Origin of the sequence: Neobacillus sp. CF12 (assembly GCF_030348765.1) — a bacterium.
Taxonomy (GTDB): Bacteria; Bacillota; Bacilli; order Bacillales; family Cytobacillaceae; genus Neobacillus.
Window position 1 is genome coordinate 1,946,133 of the sequence record NZ_JAUCEU010000007.1, and the last position, 19,674, is coordinate 1,965,806.

General features: G+C 38.3%; 9 protein-coding genes. 4 read left to right on the top strand and 5 right to left on the bottom strand.

The window, feature by feature from the left end; translation table 11 throughout:
* Positions 1–38 precede the first annotated feature (38 nt).
* A complete protein-coding gene (locus QUG14_RS09170; protein WP_289340210.1) occupies positions 39–380 on the top strand; it encodes a hypothetical protein in 342 nt (113 codons plus the stop codon).
* Positions 319–792 (top strand): glycoside hydrolase family 2 TIM barrel-domain containing protein, encoded by a 474-nt coding sequence (locus tag QUG14_RS09175; RefSeq protein ID WP_289340211.1) that lies wholly within the window; start codon positions 319–321, stop codon positions 790–792. Before QUG14_RS09170 ends, QUG14_RS09175 begins: the two co-directional genes overlap by 62 nt.
* Before the next feature lie 624 nt (positions 793–1,416).
* Here the strand turns inward: QUG14_RS09175 and QUG14_RS09180 are convergent.
* Genes QUG14_RS09180 through QUG14_RS09190 form a run of 3 tightly spaced genes read right to left on the bottom strand, consistent with a single transcriptional unit; the run spans position 1,417 to position 9,927 of the window.
* Positions 1,417–4,227, bottom strand: a complete 2,811-nt coding sequence (locus QUG14_RS09180; protein WP_289340212.1) for a glycoside hydrolase family 2 protein — start codon at positions 4,225–4,227, stop codon at positions 1,417–1,419.
* Between the two features lie 26 nt (positions 4,228–4,253).
* The gene (locus QUG14_RS09185) at positions 4,254–6,584 is read right to left on the bottom strand and encodes a beta-galactosidase (RefSeq protein WP_289340213.1); all 2,331 of its coding nucleotides are present in this window, start codon (positions 6,582–6,584) and stop codon (positions 4,254–4,256) included.
* A complete protein-coding gene (locus tag QUG14_RS09190) occupies positions 6,571–9,927 on the bottom strand; it encodes a DUF5107 domain-containing protein (RefSeq protein ID WP_289340214.1) in 3,357 nt (1,118 codons plus the stop codon). The genes QUG14_RS09185 and QUG14_RS09190 overlap by 14 nt, the downstream gene beginning before the upstream one ends.
* A gap of 230 nt (positions 9,928–10,157) precedes the next feature.
* Between QUG14_RS09190 and QUG14_RS09195 the strand changes: the two genes are divergently transcribed.
* On the top strand, positions 10,158–11,042 hold the full coding sequence (locus QUG14_RS09195) for an AraC family transcriptional regulator (protein ID WP_289340215.1): 885 nt from the start codon (positions 10,158–10,160) through the stop codon (positions 11,040–11,042).
* Between the two features lie 373 nt (positions 11,043–11,415).
* Positions 11,416–13,311 (top strand): glycoside hydrolase family 127 protein, encoded by a 1,896-nt coding sequence (locus QUG14_RS09200; protein ID WP_289340216.1) that lies wholly within the window; start codon positions 11,416–11,418, stop codon positions 13,309–13,311.
* A 173-nt stretch (positions 13,312–13,484) separates the two neighbouring features.
* Here QUG14_RS09200 and QUG14_RS09205 read toward each other — a convergent pair whose 3' ends face one another.
* Together QUG14_RS09205 and QUG14_RS09210 are read right to left on the bottom strand one after the other, a co-directional pair.
* Positions 13,485–14,783 (bottom strand): ABC transporter substrate-binding protein, encoded by a 1,299-nt coding sequence (locus QUG14_RS09205; protein WP_289340217.1) that lies wholly within the window; start codon positions 14,781–14,783, stop codon positions 13,485–13,487.
* Positions 14,784–14,881: 98 nt separating this feature from the next.
* Positions 14,882–19,525: an Ig-like domain-containing protein gene (locus QUG14_RS09210; protein WP_289340218.1), complete on the bottom strand. Its 4,644-nt coding sequence runs from the start codon at positions 19,523–19,525 to the stop codon at positions 14,882–14,884.
* Positions 19,526–19,674 lie beyond the last annotated feature (149 nt).

The window sequence follows — 19,674 nt, forward strand, 5'->3', positions numbered from 1 at the left end:
TCCATTATGGTGGCATCATCCGTCCAGTCGAGCTGCAGGTGTTACCTGATTTGTACATCGAGCAGTTCAAGATTGATTATGATCTAAATGGAATAGCAGATGCCGATGTCAATATTCAAGTACGTACCCGTTCACTGTCGCAAACGGAGTTGACCACGGCGTTGACACTGAACGAAGGAGGACGTGATATCCACTCGGAACAAGTAAGTGTGGATGCTGGTCAAACGGTCGATTGTACGGTGAGGTTACGATGGACCGATGTTCGGCTGTGGAATGTTGGTCGACCTGAGTTGTATACAATCCAGGTCCGTACCGATTATGACGACAAGGTTGAACGAATCGGGTTCCGACGAATTGAGACAAAGGACCATCGTAATTAACAAATATAGTGGGTGGTATGAAGGTAACGTTGATGGATTCAAAGATATGCTGCATAAGTTCCACCAGCGGGCGGAACAAATGGGGGCTGGCGATAGGCCGGTGCTCATGACCGAGTTCGGCGGTGCCGGCATCTTCGGGGACGTTGGTTGGGAGCCGAGATTGTTCAGCGAGGATTATCAAGCGCAAATCGTTACCGAGGCGCTGGCTATTTTTCGGGATGATCCAAAGATTGGCGGCACCTTTATCTGGCAGTTCGCCGATACCCGTGGTGATTTGAAAAGTGACGGTAAATATTTCCGCGACCGGGCTCGCAGCTTTAACAACAAGGGTCTAGTTAACGAATATCGCAAGCCTAAGCAATCGTTCCGCGAAGTGCGGCGTATCTACCGGTCTTGGGGCGAAGAACATTAATTTGCAGGATTATGAAGAAAGTGGACAGCGATACGATAAAAAGCCTTGATTACCTTAATCAAGGCTTCCGTTTATACTGGCTTCTTAATAAAAGTTGCAAGAATTAACGTATGAATCTTTTCTGTTGAGTGGTCAGGTAAGCACCCAGGCTGATAAATAGACGGAAAAATTCCGCTTATTTATAATTATTAGATAAAAAAATGCTAAATAGACGGAGAGATTCCGCCTATTGACTCAAAAAACATGATAATAGGAGGAATTTGCTTAGCATAACCGGAATATCTCCGCTTATTTCCCCCAAAACGAACTTCATCCTGCATCTAACCGGAATATCTCCGCTTATTTTAACCTTCCCTGGTTACTAGATTAAGGACAAAGACAATTTTATTTAAAAGCGAGTGAGTTTTACTCAAGAAAACTTCATTATGATGCATTACGGTGAAGTTTTTAGGTTTTTTGTATTCCTAATAAAAAAACTCGCCACATTGGCGAGTTTTACTTTTTTATATACAAATAACGATGTATTTAGACTGTCATGTCGGCAGGTGTTTTAAGAAAAGCACCTTAATACGAAATCCTCTACTCCATAGATTAAGGCTTTATACCATTGTTCCAACAATATAGTTACCAGTTTCCTTTTAGTTTAAATAAGCCAAGCAGTTCACCAACGGTAAGGTTTGCGGTTGGGTTAAACTGATCACTCATAAGATAATGGATATTCTTATGGAGGAGAGACTCTACTTCAGGACGCTTCAAGTTCTTTAAAATATTGAATGTTGATACGTACAGCTTACCTTCGCCTACTTTTGTTTCAAATGAGTAGGCTAAGTGTTTTCCACGGTTGTGGTTATCGATTACTTCCACAATCGGTTTAACCTGTGGTACTGTTTCTAAATTAATAGCTATAGCTCTATCAACCAAATGGAACCAATTCCAATTGGATCGTCCATCATGAGGGAAATGTTCGAGTGATGGATGGTCATGGATGATCATTCCCATCGTTGTGCCAATTTGTGCTGGAAACCAAATATAGTTCCAAAAGATTGGCAGAAATCTAGTGATCACTTCGTCAAATTGATTTCCTTCCTCGGCCATAATCCAGGCCTTACCACCATCAAGAAGAAATTGCAAAAGCTCTGTTGACAGGTGATCTGATATCGCAAGATCTATATCCTTTTCCTCTTTGTAGCTAAAGCCATCAAAACCTATTTTACCGGTAAATTTTGCTCCATAAAGTGAATTTCCTAACTTAGAAACATCCGTCCAAATCCTGCTTGCATCCTTATGGAGTGTTGGTCTCGAATATGTCCAAAACTCCCATTCATTTTCGATGATTCTATCAGCACCTGCAAGTTTAACAGTTAAACTGAGGGACTGACTTTGATTTGCAGGTGTCTCGACTTCAATCACACCAAGGGATGTTACATTTCCAGGAATGATTTCCGTAACTGGTATCGCTCCAGATTGTAGAGTCTTCTGATTTGCTGATAACTCCCAAGTTAGCTCACTTTGCTGGAATGAATCTGTACTGAAATTTGAAACATCGATAGTCACTCGAAGCTTTTCACCTGCATAGTGTGTACGGTTCAAGGAACGCATTAGAATGACAACCTCATCATTAAAGGAGCGAAATTTCTCAGGTGAAATAGTCCCTTTATTATCCCAGAACACATCTAAAACCCCTGTTGTTGCATGACCTTGACCAGGAAAATCGCGTATGTCTAAAAGTTGAATTCCCGATAGCCCAGATGTTCTTCTAGCTCTTTCAATATTTTCCTTATAAGCTCTTGCTTGCAGCGTTCCAGATGCTTCAATAAATTCATCAATCCGCTCAAGTTGCCCTTTCTTTTCCAATGTTGCCATTGTTGTTTCTAGCCAGTGTGGACGTAAAACACCTTTATACTTTTGGGCCTCCTGTGGTCTAACATACATCGTGAACTGACCATGCTCATGAGCAAGTATAGGTTTTGCCTCCTGCATGGTGACGACATTGTAATCCTCAAAGGTATTAGGTGTTCCTGCGAAATTATTATTCAACGGCGGATGGGCATTTAATGAAGGAATATAAAAGTCACCTTCACGATCATGCGCAGGAAGACGGCCAAAGCCTGTATTATCTGTATATAATCTTGTTGAATCAAGTGCCCTGCATAGCTTCACCACTTCATTCAATTTTTCATGCCCTTGTGGACTGATTAGTTCATTCCCTGGTGAGAGTAATACAAATGAAGGATGCTCATTTAATGATTCGACTACACGGTATAACTCTCTGGTTAAGAAATCATGGATATCCTGATTTGGGTCTTTTTCTCTGATCATGTATAAAGCTGACCAATGTGGAAGCTCCGTTTGCACTAACATCCCTTCCTCATCCGCTGCTTCCCAAAACGGCTTTGGCGGGGTCCATCCATGTAATCTCACATGATTAAAACCGTATTGCTTCACGGTTTTAAATTGCTTGATATAATCTTCCTTGTTCCAGCTTGGATACCCTGTTTGCGGGAATATACAGCAATCTACATAGCCTCTTAGAAATGCAGGGAGACCATTTAATAGAATTTTTTTGCCTTCTACCTTTATCGATCGAATTCCCAGGGTGCGTATTTGCTGGTCAATCTTACTTTTTGACTGGATGATTGAGAGATTTATATGATAAAAGTAAGGATTTCGATCATCCCAATAAATAACATTCTCCCAAAAGTCAATCGTAAGGTTTAGCTTGTCATCTATAGAATTGATAGGAGTTTGAATATCACGAACTACTCCCCCATCTTGTTTAACAATTTGAATGGAAAGATAACTGTCTGAGCTTAGTAAATGACTATTTTTAAGACCAACCTCTACGTCGATGTAGTTTTTCTCCAGCCTTGGATACACCCTTACATCCTGAATATTTGTCTTTGGGAGTGCCTCCAAATAAATGCCGCCAGTAATTCCGCCCCAATTCGTAGCGGTATGGTAGGAATGGATATGACTGTCATGAAGAGGGTATTTCATTTCATTGTTAACATAAATGACGACTTTATTTGTCTCGCCTATTTTTATGAAGTCGGTTACATCAAAAACATGATCACTTACAAGACTTTCTCCTTCCCCAACATAACGATCATTGACCCATAATTTCGTCATCCAGCGAACCCCGGATAGTACTAATTTCATGAATTGATGTTTCAAATCCTCAGAGATAAAAACTTCCCTTGAATACCATGCCGTTCCCACGTATTCATGCAGTTTCTTCCACGTCCCAATCGGATTGTGCTTAGATGGCTCTCCAAAGCCTTGCTCCTCCCATGAGCCAGGCACATTTATCGTTGATTTAGCGGGGGCACTCCCGATATCCTTTTCAAGAAATATTCCTTCAGGATCTAATGTAAAGTACCATTCACCATTCAAAGAAAGCTTTTTTCTTGTATCTACTTTTAATGTATTAATCAAGCTGTTACCTCCTTATATTTAAACCATTACATCTCTATCTCAAATTCCTTAATAGCTGTAGCCTTGATGGATTTGATTTCAGCAATTTGTTTATTTATCACCTCTGCCCTTGCTGCCATTGGTGAATCACTTTTGACAAAGCTGCCCTCTTTTAGTGGGGAGATATAAATATACATCCCTTTTTCTATCAGTTCTTGTTTGTGCTGTTGCAGTCCGATTTCCCATGTATCATTATTACAAAAATTATCATGAATTAATTCTCCATCAATAAATGCATAACCAATATCGCCGACATATTCAGTTTGCAGTAAAAGTTCTTTTACATCGTCAAATGCCTCGGGCTGAAAATGAATCACAGCCTTATTGTTATTGACCATTCTAACCTCTATGTCTGTACGACTTTCACTAAAGGTTTTCTTATATTCCTTAAATACGCCATGGGTATGACTAGAAACATCCTCTCCTGCAATTTTAATCGTCATATCATAGCCTGGGAAAGATTTTATTTCAACATTCTTAAAACTTTCGCATTCCAGTCTTATCTTTTCTTCGTCTACAAGTAAGGTTGCATTCGTAATAAAAACCTGTTCTTTCCCTCTATAAGTAAACTTCCAAAAGTTTAAACTTTGTTCATGGGTCAACGTACAAATATGAAGCCTCTTACCTGATTTCAATGTTATATCAACTAGACTACTTTCCTGATTACTAACGTGTACTACCGTATTTTCATTTGAAATGATGTTCCCATTATCAACCCTTACCTCTTGGATTGCATCACCCTCAAAATAATACTCACCATTCATTCCTTTTGGAGTAAAAAAGAAAAAGTAGGTTTCATCCTCATGCTCTATGCTTGTTAATAATTGTGTGGTTGCATATTTAAGATTTAGTCCTTGCAGATCCAAGTTAAATGGAAGGATACAGCACTCATCCTTCGCTAATGATATGCTTCCGGATTGTGGGAAACGTATCTCTTCATTCTCAAGGTTAACAGTGATTGAAAAGTCGTTTTGGTCCTTTGTTTCTACATGATCCTGATAATTATTAATGAAAACAAATCCAGAATCTCGATGTGCACGTACAGCATACCGTAATGTTTCAATATCATATGGGTCTATATCCTTCGTATCAAATGGAAGGACAGTTTTGGTTTTGCAAAAGCCTTCCTCCACTGTTTCATAAAAGTAGTGTTGACGCTTTAGTCTTTTATATGACTCTCTTATTTGTCCAAACTCCCCAATTGGAGCTTGATAATCGTAGGAAATTTTCGGTGTAGCATTTTCATTCAAGAATGGTGTCTTTTTCCCCTTCGGATTTGAACCGCCATGGAAAACATAGTAGCCAACAAAGTTACATCCGCCAGCTACCTTCATTTCAGCCATTGCGTCAACACTTTCATATGGTAACTTGAATCTATATTTATAGAATACAGTCATCCCTCCACCCATTTCACAACAAGCAAATGGTAGACTCTCAGGATTATATGCAGGATCAAATCCATAGTTTTTCTGTTCGTCGTTATGATAGTCTCTAAAAATAAATTCGGGTGTAGCCGGGTGCTCCTTCACGTCACCATAGAAAATCCATGGCCAAAACGCGTAGCCTCCCCATAATGGAAGTACCTCATCAAAAGGTGCTGATGCTCCTCCCCAGCCAGTACTCGTATAGATTGGTGTTTCGATCCCAGCTTGGATGGCTAACTCCTTTAGTTTCCTAATATGTGAATCGCCATCCCTGCCTGCAGGTAACCATTCATTACCTGTTCCATTGGTAATTTCCCACGGTGCACCTGCGTGTTCATACTCATTCTCAATCTGTGTTCCGATGATAGGGCCACCATCTTTAAAGAGTAAGCCTTGAACTTGCTTCCCAATTTCTTGATAAAAACTTTGCACATAGGTCAAATATTCTTTATCGTTTGAACGAAGATCAAAGGGTCTTCCGAATAGCCACTCAGGAATTCCGCCATTTCTTGCCTCACCATGGGCAAATGGACCAATTCTTAAAATGACGCTCATTCCATGCTTTCCGCAAAGGCCAACAAATTCTCTGAGGTTTTTATTCGCTTCCCAATCAAATATTCCTTGCTCCTCTTCATGATGATTCCAAAAAATATAGGTTGGGATAATATTTATCCCTCCCATTTTCATTTTGATGATTTCATCTTCCCATTTGTTACAGTTATATCTACTGAAATGGAACTCACCGCTTATACCGAAAAACGGCTTGCTATTTTTTTCCATATAATAGTTTGTAAAACTATAACTTTCTCCGTCTATATTTGATCCACCAAGTTTTGTTTCAAGTGGGTATATCTCTTTTTGCGTATTTTTGACGTCAATACTATATGCTCTCATGAGGGATTTCCTCCTTCATTGGTGATTTATGAATGATTGATCCTTGGTGATTTGGATCAAGTTGTAACGCTTGAATAAATTGTTCTAGAGCAAGGTTGAATTGATTTAACCCCATTAATCCAAGCGCTCTCATAAAATGACAATGAATTTGATTTCTTTTATTTAAGTTATCCTCAAAGACAAGAAAATCTGGTAGTGATACCGCAAAATAATCAATGATCACATCATCAAATATGTGCTTTTCTGCATAATCAACAAGCTTGTTAAATCTCCGTTTTGCTTCTTTCTCATTCTTCAATTTAAGCCAAGCTAATCCTTGGTAGTAAATCATTTCAGGAGGCTGATCATTGTAGTACATCGCACTTGTAGGTTCTTCTAATCCCTTTGATGCAATCGTAAAGCATTCCATCGCTTGATGTATTTGATTGAGGCCTTCGTAAGCAATCCCAAGATAGTAATAGATATTATTTTCTTGTGCCCCTGCTAATTTACCTTCTCCTAGATTGTGTGGATAAGTAAGCGCTTTTTCAAATAATTGAATGGCTTGCTGATAATCTTCTTTTACTAAATATCTTTTACCAAGTTCAACATGTGCCAATACATATTGACCCGTTACTTTTCCTTCTCCACCTTCCCATGGGTGAAAAATACGATTAGACAATAAATCAATTGAGATATCATAGTGTCCTACTATATTTAAAAGGGTAATGTATTCTATAAATAAATCATCCCGCTGATCTACCAATTCTAGATATGATTGAAGATTTTTCAGACGTTTTTCAGGTGTGTAACCAAGCTTTTTGTAAAGTTGATCCAATTCAAATAACACACGGGAATCAAATTGATTACAAGTAAATGCATTTTCAAGAGATGCTAGGGATTTTTCTGCATCCCCGAGAACGTTAAAATAAGCCAAACCTAAATTTCGATGGACAGTTGCAAAATTTGCATTCACTGACCTAGCTGCTTCCCAATGCTTAATGGCATCTAGAGGCCGCTTTTTATCATATAATAAGTTTCCTAGATAATAATGAGCTTTATCATCCTCCGGATTCATCGTGATGACATGTTCTAAGACAATCATTTCTAACAAGGTGTTTGGAAAACAGTAATCAGGAGATGATGCATTTCCATTGTTCCTATGAAACTCAGCCTTATCTACTAGATTTAGTTTTTCATATAAATAAGCTAACGTGTAATGGACTATTGGGTACGACCTGTTCCCCTCTGTCACACGGTGAAGAATTTCTATGGCTTCCTGATAGAGTCCACTTTCAATATAGTCTGCTGCTAAATGTAAATGGTTATGAACATCGCCTCGCATCAACTTTTGAAGTTCATCTAATACTTTCGCTGCCTTCACTGTTTCACCCTGCTCTTTTAACACCAAATAAATCTCGTTATAAGAACCAAAATCTGCTATATCAATGAGAATCGTTTCTTTTGCAAAAGCAATAGCCTCATGAAAACGCCGACTCTTTCGTAATAATGCTGTTTTCAAGTGACGTGCTTTATCATTACGAGTATTGCGACTTAATGATTTTTCAATAAGCTCTAATGCCTCACCGTATGCTCCGTTTTCACACGCAATTTGTGATAGTGAAAAATAACCACTATCCTGCCATGCTGCTGACCAAACGGACTTATAAAAGCTAGCATATGATTCCTTTAATTTCCCTTGTAACTTGAGTGCTAATCCAAGTTGATAATAGGCCTCGGAATCATAAGGATTTGGGTTACGCCAGGTCAATGACTCGATGGCTCTTCGAAAATATCCTTCACTCTCTTTTAATAATCCTCGACGTAGTAGCAGTGTTCCGTATGCTACATTAATCCGAATATCCTTTTGGTCCCTCTTTAATCCTTCTAAGTAGTAATCATCTGGTGCAAATGTTGCATGACGATACTGTTCTAAGTGCAGTCCAGCAAGGAATAGCTCCTCGGTTGTTTTTAACTCCTCTGGAATCGGAAGCGGCTTCGCAGGGTCAGGGATTTCTTCAACCTTTATCTCTTCGGGCTGAAAGGAGACTAATAGACGACCTTTATTGTCTTTAACAGAAATAAGTAGATCCTGAGATTGCTCTTCTGGTTCTAATTGTACCTCGCTCTGAAATGTACAAGTTGGAGAAATCATTGTCGTTTCAAAAATATATACTTTTCTTTTACCCTTTAATTCGATTGTCGCTTCTTCAAAAAGAGACGTTGCGTAAACCAATATCTTCGCACTTTTTAACGTTTCATTAACCTCTAGATTAACAGCAGCATCAATGGAAGCATTTTTGACGACTCCAATATCTTTGTACGGCATGAAATATTGTTTAAATGTTTTTTCCTCATATGGTTGCAGCCAGGAGAAATCTGGCTGATTATCCGTATATACACCGGTCATTAGTTCAATATAAGGTCCGTCTTCATCGGTTAAATTCCGGTCCCATGCTTGACCAAATTCTCCATTCCCCCATGTCCATTGTTTTTTCCCTGGTGAAATATGATGATTAGCAACATGTAACAAACCTGCTTTCACTCCATGATCGTATCCACCAACAAAATTATAATTAGATTTATAAGCCATATAGGATGTTGGAACAGGGATATTTTTATACCTTGATATATCTACTCCTTCAGAATAATCCATTTTATAATACGTCCCTGTCGCAATTGGAAATTTGGAAACATCACGTTTTCCATGATCAAATACAGCATGAATATCTGGTGGAAAGATTGATTGTGTATGCTCATTAACCGCAACTGCTGGATTTGCCCACCAAAGAAACGTCTGGGGTTCTGAGGTTCTATTATATAGTTGAGCTGAAATTTCCAAATATGCTTTTCCTGGATGTAAGGTAAATCCTGCAGTCACTTTGGTACCATACATTCTATCGATTTCACTCACCCAGACTGTCGCACTGCCATCCTCATTTTCACACGTTCGATACTCTACAGGTCCAAATGTATTTGGGCGATGGTGCTGTGGCCAATTAAATTCTATTCCCCCCGAGATCCACGGTCCAGCCAATCCAACAAGCGCAGGCTTGATAACACGATTATAGTAGACAAAGTCATAGTTATTTGTTTTATCTAGGGCTCGATAAATTCTCCCACCGATTTCTGGCATGACTTCGATGCGAATATATTCATTTTCCAAAATGACTAATTGATAGGTTTTTAGTTTCTTAGCATCATAAATTTTATCAATAACAGGGTGTGGATAAACCTTCCCTGAACTCCCTTGATAAACCCTCTTTTCAAGGAACATAGGATTCTTATTCGGCTCTCCCACACCATAGGTTGGGATTTCCTGCTTTTCTTCCCATATACGAACAGAACGCTCTTTTTTCCCCATATTTTATTCCTCACTTCTTCGCTATTTATACTTTATACTTTAACGTTATCAATGCAACCAAACAATAAATGAAATTCTGTTTTTAATGGACTATATTCTGATTCTTTAATAGAATAATCATTATAACTACTACTATACTAAGTATTTTCATACATCATTTTCTTATAAACTGCTTTTAATTAGGCATGGAGATCTTGGGTTTATTAAACTACTAAAGGGAGGGGAAAAAGGTGATTCAAAAACAGGATGGATTTGAGTCAGAAAAGCTGTTTGTGCTTCCGGAGTATGTATTGAGAGAGATCAGTAATCATCCGCTAATCAGTCCCTTTTTTGTCACAGATATCGGCTATTTTCCGCGTGCAAAATATCATTATCGTGAACGAATAGATGCTTGTGATACTCATATCCTTATTTATTGTGCAGATGGTGAAGGCTGGGTGGAATTAAATCATGATAAGAACTTTTTACTAAAAAGTCATATGTTCATTGTGATACCTGCTGGTACTCCCCACCGGTATGGTGCTGACGAACAAAATCCATGGAGCATTTATTGGTTTCATCTAAAAGGTGCAGAGGTACTAACTTTTATCAATAGCTTTGGGTTAAGTGAAGGTCCTTTACAAATACCATTAAGCAGCTTTGTAAAATTTATCGAGTTATTTGATCAATGTTTTGTTTCACTTTCTGACAAGTCCTATTCACAGCTTCATCATATTAGCACATCGCAAATAATGAGATATCTACTTAGTTCACTAGGTTTGGCAAGTGTACGTACTGGACAAGAGGAAAGGAAAGAATTTTATTTAGAAAAAGCGATACATTTTATGAACGATAAGATAGCTTCTTCCATCAAACTGGCGGAACTTGCAAAGGTTGCTGGATTATCCACCCAACATTTGACCTACCTATTTAAACAGGAAACAGGCTTTCCACCGATTGATTATTTTCTAAGGATGAAAATCCAACGTGCAGGACAACTACTCGATCTAACCGAAAATTCAGTAAAGGAAATATCAAGTTCACTGGGTATAGATGATCCATATTATTTTTCACGACTATTTAAAAAAATTAACAATTGTTCTCCTACAGAATATCGGAAAAGAAAAAAAGGATGATACTTTATGCTGAAAAAATTGGGTACTGAAATCAACGAATTGGAGATTCTTATAACTAATAGACATATAAGACTTTGGTAAGATTAATAAGTTTTAATCAGGTATATTTTCCTGGTAAACGATCCCTATTCCTCTTTAATATCCTATTAAATCAAGGAAAATTGAAATTCTTTTTAAAATTTCAGAATTGACTGTCAAGTTTCTTTGTGATATCATTTGGTTAAACGATTAATCTTACACCAATGCTCCTCCTTCTCAGAAAGTTTTCTTCGTTTCTCTACTATAATTAATAGTTGCATTTCCCTTATTTTCACTCGAAAAAATCTAGAAATCTATTTGTTTTTACCCATTCCAAAAATAGGAGATGAAAAGGATGCACGTAAAAGGAAAAAATGAGAATAGACCCTTGCCACTTCAGAAGGTTGAAATTCGTGATCAATTTTGGAAACCTAAAATTAACATCAATCGCGAACATACTATTCCCTTTCAGTATAAACAGTGTCTAGAAACAGGAAGAGTAGATGCCTTGAAATTAAAAGAAGATGGACCTGTTCCACATCCATTTTGGGATTCGGATATTGCGAAATGGATTGAAGCTGGAAGTTATAGTCTTGCTAAACACTATGATTCCAAACTTGACCAATTAATTGATGATGTTATAGATTTACTTGGTTCTGCCCAGCAGCCAGATGGATACTTAAACTCTTACATTACACTTGTATGTCCCCAAAGACGGTGGAAAGATCTTCGCGATTCCCATGAATTATACTGTGCAGGTCATTTAATTGAAGCAGGCGTCGCCCACTTCAATGCAACTAAGAAAAGATCTCTTCTTGATATCGTTTGTAAATACGCGGATTACATCGATACGGTTTTTGGTCCGGAACCTGGTAAATTAAAGGGATATTGTGGACATGAGGAAATTGAATTAGCTCTCATAAAACTTTACCGTGTCAATGAAAATGAAAAATATTTAAAACTTAGTCAATACTTTATCGATGAAAGAGGAAAAGAACCACATTACTTTGACGAGGAACAGAAGCATATTAAAGGTTATTTCGATGACCTTTTTAGAACATTTTCTAATTTGAAAGAATATAACCAATCACATAAACCTGTTAGAGAACAAGATAAAGTAGTTGGACATTCTGTAAGGGCAATGTACTTATATAGCGCGATGGCAGATCTAGCCTTGGAATTAGATGATCATCAATTAAAAACTGCCTGTGAAAAGTTATGGCAGAACTTAAATGGTAGAAACATGTATATAACGGGCGGAATTGGCTCAGAAGAAAAACATGAAGGATTTACATTTGATTATGACCTACCGAACGAAACCTCTTATGCTGAAACGTGTGCAGCAATCGGATTAGTATTTTGGAATCATCGAATGCTGCAATTAGATTGTAATGGCAGATATGCAGATTTAATGGAACGCGCCCTCTATAATGGTGTACTAAGCGGAATATCCTTAGATGGTAGAAAGTATTTCTATCATAATCCCTTAGCTAGTTTAGGGGATGTACATCGAAAAGAGTGGTTTGGTGTGTCATGCTGCCCGCCAAATATTTCAAGATTACTCTCCTCCCTTGGCGAATACATCTACTCACATGACTCAAATACCATTAATGTTCACCTTTATATTGAAGGCAGCGGCACTTTCAATCTTCATAACAATCAAAAGCTTATTTTACATCAAAAATCAAACTATCCTTGGGAAGAAAACATTGATCTAACAGTGGAACTGGATCAGCAAACGGAGTTCAAGTTAAAACTTCGTGTTCCTGGTTGGTGTAGAGATGCAAAATTATCAATTAATGGTGAACCCTTTAATATCCAAACTCAACTCGAAAAAGGCTATGTTGTGATTGACCGTAAATGGAGCGATCATGATAAGATATCACTAAACTTACCGATGCCTGTTGAAAGAATGTATTCCCACCCAGCTGTAAGACAGAATGTCAACCACGTTTCTATTCAACGCGGGCCAATTGTTTATTGTATTGAAGGTACTGATAATGTAAATAATCTCCATGATATCATCCTCCCATCAAACACTGTGCTTCATGCTCAGTATGATGAACAGTTATTAGGGGGGATTGTTAAAATCACTGGTAAAGCAGTTCTTTTAGAGAGTGAATCCTGGGGAGATACCTTATATCAATCGTCTGCACCAGAAGAAAAGATGATAGAGTTAGTTGCTGTTCCTTATTATGCTTGGGATAACCGTGAACCTGGTCCAATGAGAGTCTGGATTCCTGAAAAATAAGCAGATGGGTTATGGCTAACTAAAGCCATTCTTAAAGAACGACAGCTAACATCAAGGCGTGAATTCACATTGGAATTCACGCCTTGATGTTTGTCCTCATTTTCTACTATACAATAAAAATGTTAATAAAGTGGAAACGGTTGGGACTCGGGTTCCCAACCGTCTTTTTTAAGCTATTCGATATCCTCAAGTTCTTTCGCTAATTGATCCAAAGCTTCTTTCGGACTTAAATCTCCAGATAAAGCTTGGTGAATGTAGGATTGAGCAATATCAGACATTTTTGAGTATTGTGGATGACTTGGTCGAACAGATGCATCTTCAAATGCTTTTGTGTATTCTTCTAAATACGGATTTGCTTTAATAACCTCTGCATCCTCATATAGCGATAACTGAGTTCCAGCATATCCTCCACCAACTAGCATTTCCTTTTGATTTTCAGCTGAAGTAAACCATTTTATTACTTCCCATGCTTCGTCCGGATGCTTGGAGCTGCTTGAAATCGCAAAGTTCCAACCGCCAACTGAGTTTGCTTTTTTCCCGCCTTCAAACTTGAAGTTACTTGCAACCCATGTCTTATCTTTAACCGCTGAGTCATCTGCTTGGTTAATTGAATATACATAGCCCCAGTTAGGGTTAAACAATGACTGCCCTTGGGTAAATGGAATTCTTGAATCTTCCGGAGTTGAATGTCCAATAGCAGATGTTGAAACCACTTCATACTTCTCAATCATGTCAACCATAAATTGAAGTGCTTCAACTGCCTCTGGACTATTTATAATTACCTTGCCATTTTCATCGAAGAAGTCTCCGCCATTAGCATGAAGGAACTCTGTAAAACTTACAATTAATTGCTCTGAACGTCCCCAGTGCATCGTGAATCCTTGGATTCCTTCTTCTTTTGAAATTTTTTGAGCCACTTTTACTGCATCTTCATATGTTTCAGGCACTTCTAGATTATATTTTTCTAATAAGTCAGTACGATACCATAATGGGTGTAAATCATTGAACCAAGGTACTGCCCAAGTTTTATCATCGTATTTTACTGAGTCAACCTGCCGGCCGATATAATTAGCTTGAAGTTCTTCAGTAAAACGATCATCAAGAGGGAGTAACCAGCCTGATTCTGCAAATTCTGCTGTCCATACTACGTCCATATTTACAATATCTAAATTTTCTGATCCTGCAGATAACTGTGTTACTGTTTGGTCATGCATTTGCGAGGCATCATTGGACATTTGAGTAAATTCAATTTTAATGTTGTCATGTTCCTTATTAAACTTTTGTCTTGCTTTTTCCATCATCCCATTCGGATCATTTTCAAATACAGCCATGCGAATGGTCACTGCATCTGAGTTTCCAGCATCCCCTTTGTTGTTGTCACTGTTGGTTTTTTCTCCACTACTACATGCAGTTACAAATAACACACCTATAATTAAAATAAATACCAAAAGTTTTCTTAATGTTTTTTTCAATTAAACTAGCCTCCTTTTAATTTTTTTACTAGTGTTCCATTTTTTAAAAAGGACCTTCCGAGCAGAATTTCTTCTGCTCAGAAGTAGGAATTCATTTCTTATTCAGCAAGCAATTTTTTTGCCCACCAAATCAAAACTTCCGCATGTCCTAGGGTTACTTTATTACCACTATGAGAAGATACTTCATCGATATAGGACTCTATCAATTCTTTTGCCTCCTCATGATCGCCTCGTTCACTTGCTTTCTTACTATTCTCTAGCTTTTTCGCTAAAGAAGTGATAATACCATCTGCTCCCGGTGCCCCATATTCTGATATAAATTCTTTCGTTAATGCTGCTAGATTTGTGTGGGTGATTGGGATACTGACTAAGCCATCAACTGCTGATTGTAGTACTTCAACAGCCGTTTTTAGTTTCGCTTCCGTATCGATGGTACCAAGATCTTCTACTGCTTTTAGTGCATCTTGTAAAGCTTGGTAGGATACATCGGTATAAATACGGTTCTCATTTGAAATAGCACTTGCTCTTTCTTTTAAACTAGTAAGATATTCAATTGTTGGTTCAACCGTAACAATAGCTGATGCTTTTTTATCTGTTCCTTCAACTGTACCAAAAACGGTAAATTCTCCTGCCTTTGAATACTGCTTGGCGTCTATTGTCTCCCAGGTTACCCCAACAGTCATATTATCCCATGACCCATCATTGTACTGGACTTCAACAACAGAAGGTAGTACTGGCGCTTTTCCTATCTCCGTTGTTATGTTTTCCTCGGTAATGGTATTAATCATTACATTTTCTTCACTTCTCACATACACAGTTGCCGGAATCATGTGATAGGAAGAATCAAGTGCTCCCCAGACAGTAATGGCTGTATCGCCTTGTTGTAATTGTTCATCGGTAATGGAATCCCATGTAACATTTACATCTTGGGTATAACCATCAAATACTTTTTGAACGGTTGCTGGTAACTCAGGACTTTCACCGGTTAGGACACGAACTTTCACATCGTCAGGGTTAATTTCTAGAACTGGCGGCTCAATGACTTTCCATTCTAAGATACCCGTCCATTGCGTCCCTCTAGTAATTGTCATCCGTAACGCAGTCGTTTCAATTGGTTTAAATGTAGTAGTGTTATACTTATCTGGCTCTACTACTAGACCCGAAATCTTCTCTACATCTTTCCAAGTTGTACCATCAGCGTCTAGATACTGTAGCGTATAGGCTTCAGGCATACGAATACCACCATTATCCGTCCACCAATAAACATCTGACTGATTGATGACTACAGGATCTTCCCATGTGTACTGAACCCATTGAGTTTTAGAAGGGCTATTCCAGTTTCCATATGCCCCACCTGTTTTATCTCGTGAATTTCTAGGGTCAATACCATTTTTTATGGCACTAAGATCCTCCCATGAAGATACATAAGATGTAGAAGGCGTTGCACTTAATGCTAAGTTTACATCCTGTTTCTCAACGTTAATTTCAATGTCAGCAGATGTAGAAAGTTCACCATCATTAGCTGTTAATGTTAATACATATTTCCCTTCTTCTGTAAAACTAGCAACTGTGCTAACAGACTCTGGTTCTGAGAAAACAACTACTCCAGGACCTGATTTTTTACTCCAAGTTATTTCAGGAAAATCAAGCGGTTGACTATCGTCTGATACTGATGCTACCAATTGTTCCTTCATTGGCTTGTTGAAAGTTTCATCTAAAAGAATCTCTACTTTTGGTGCCTTATTAGGTTCTGTTGGAACCTCAATTCCTGTTTCAAATACTTGGACTTCCTTAAGACCCATATCAAATCCAGGATAAGGTGTCATCAGTATTCTCATCTTTTGTGCAGTAATGGTGTTAAACTTCACTTCATTAAAGTTTGCTTGAATTGGGCTCTTCTTCTGAAGAGGTACACTCTTCCATTCTGAACCATCTAGATACTGGATGGTATAATGAAGCGGTTCTCTGTAATTATTTCTAGATTTATCGCTGTAGAAGTATAACTTTACATTATCAAAGACTGTTGGTTTACCAAAATCGACCTCAAACCAATCTTGCTTATTCGGAGAGTCTTTTGTACCCCAAATTGGATTAGGTGCTGCGTAATGATTTCCTCGAGTTGTCGGAAGTCCACTTACAGTAAATCCATCAACTGCATTTTCCACCTTGGTAAGTTCCTCAGGCCTAGAACCAACAGAAGTATAAGAAGCAGAAGCCGACTTACCCTTTGCAAGATTCACTGCTGCACCCGTTTCAACCGTAAGGTCAACACCGGCTTTTTGGAACATATCTACCGCTCTAGCATTATCTGATAGAGTGACTTCGGTAGCTTTCTTCATCCCCTTTGCCTGATTAAACGTTACATCTGCATCACTATTTTCGTCTTCGATTGTTACTGTTCCAGATTTAGAGTCATAGGTTAAATGTACGAGGTCATCTACCGTAAGAACTCTTTGCCCGTCCATGTACACGGAATAACCTTCTGGTGTTTCCCCATAGTGCTTTGTTCCATCCGGCTTATCCCAAACAATCGTTAAATCGCTGTCATGGTACCTTAAGTTATTAACCGTAAAGTACTCATATCCCATATCAATCGGCCACAATTCCAATGTTTCATCTGCACGTGGCTGCATTCCTGCGATATCTTCAATTAGTGAGAAATTATACGCGCCAAGAATGTTATGATGAATCCATGATCTGTATTCAAGCTCTTTTGTTTCTTCATTATAGCTATTCCAGAATTCATTGTTATCTGGGAATCTATTGTCACCACCGACATACTGAGTCCAAGTTAGCCATTCTATTAGCTTTTTATACATTTCTGGCGTAATATACTCCGATGGATATTTCCTAATAGCTGTTGCATATAGTCTTGCTTGAAGTGTCGAGTTTATATTAGAAAAGTTATTACTCCCGCCTTGTCCAGCTTCCTCCGCTAAATTCTTATCAAACTGGTTAGCTGTAAAGAACGGCATGATTGGAAACTGTCCCTTATCCGCATAAAATCGTAACGCTTGTTTATAGTCATCAGTGTTAGGTACAACTTCATGGGTGAATGGCGAGAAGTTTTGCTGATCCTTCCAAGGTACTAATTCGCCGGACTGAATATCCTTCTGCTTAAATACCTTTCCATTTTCACCTTCGGAATCATCCCACAATACAGTTAATATTGATTCCTTGATATTTTCTGCTAACTCTGTCATTTCCTGAGCTTTCGCATCATTTCCTAGGTTTTGATAGATTTCAGCTGCTGCTAATGCGCCTGAATAGTTAAATGCACTTTGATCTGTCCTGTCTTGATCGCGGTCTTTCCAGTTCAATGCAACAGCGTCTGCATCATTACCAGTTAAAGAACCCCAGTCATATTGGACAAGGTGATTTTTATTCGTGTCATACTTGTCTAATTGACCCTTAACATCCCCTTCCGCATATCGAGCAAGGTTGTTAAGAATCTTTGTATCTCCACCGTGAACTTTATAAGTCTCCCAAGCTTCATCCGCTATCCATTGCTCATATGTATTATTCCAATGAGCAGGATCTCCTGGGTTATCCTGAAATGCTGAATATTTTGAACTTTCACCAGATGATACCCAGTTTCCATATGAATAAATTGGATTTCTAAAATATTTTAAATCCTGCATATGCATGGGCTGAGTTAATTGAATGGCATTGTTGTATCCTAGTACACCTTCAATTGATACCGGGAATTGAAAATCATTTCCAGGTATATCGGCATCAATATAGTTAAACCTGTTTAAAAATGTTCGGTAATAGGACATCTTTTTAATATTCTCGTCAGGGATATCGATATAAGGCACATTCTCAGACCACCATTTATTGTACTCATCAAGTTGCATTTTGTAGGCCGAGTCTGCATCATAACCTGCAAATCTCTCATATTCCGTTGTAGACTCTGGTATTTCTTTTGTTGTTACTCCCATTTGAACTTTAACGGTAGTTGACTCCCCTGCTGCAAGTGTAATGGATTTAGTCAATTTTGTACCGTCGACCGTCATACCTTCTCCACTTAATCGCGGATACATTGTAGTTAAATCATATCTAGCTTTTTGAATTCCAGTTAACTCCTTACCATCCTCTGAAGGGGTAGATACAATCGGGGAAGATACGTTGAGAGTTTTCGTAATACTGGTATCACTCGTATTTTTAATTTCCAAGATCGTCACAGCAACATTATTATAAGTAATGAATTTTTTCTGTAGGACGCTTAATCCCGCAGCTTGATGTACACTTGACCAATGACTTGGATATTGCTTTCGATCATTCGTCACTTCTGATAAGGAAGTGTCCGATAATGTGATCGTATACATATTTTGAGCGCTTCCAGTTGGCATTTCTCGATAGGCATAACCGCCTCCGAATCCAAGATCTCTTGGCTGGTGGGTAAACATGTAAAGCGCCCTGCCTCGTGTAAACAAATCAACTCCGCCAGCCGAGCCTGGTCTTTCTAAAATCTGATCCATCCAGAACGATTCTCCACCGGCCGCTTTATCTGCTTTGTAAATTTCCGCTAACATGTTTTTAGCTGGATCATATTCAACTGGTTCAGCAGGAACTGGATTTCCAAGTCCACTATATACGGGAGTTCCAGGGTCAACGGCAGCCGGTATTTCTGGACTATATGAAGCGAAGGCAGTAGGAATAGAACTTCCAAATAAAACCAAAATACTGGTTGCAATGGATAAAGTTTTCTTTTTATTTTTCTTTTTCATAGATTTAAACAAACTCATTTCTCCTCCCTATTTTCCCTTTTATATAAGATGTGCTCTAGTAGTTGATCACCTCCTAATAAAGCTGCATTTTTAGCTTAGAAATATGGAGCAACCATTTATCTATGTTAAGAACTTTGAAGATAGGAGTAACATGAATTAGA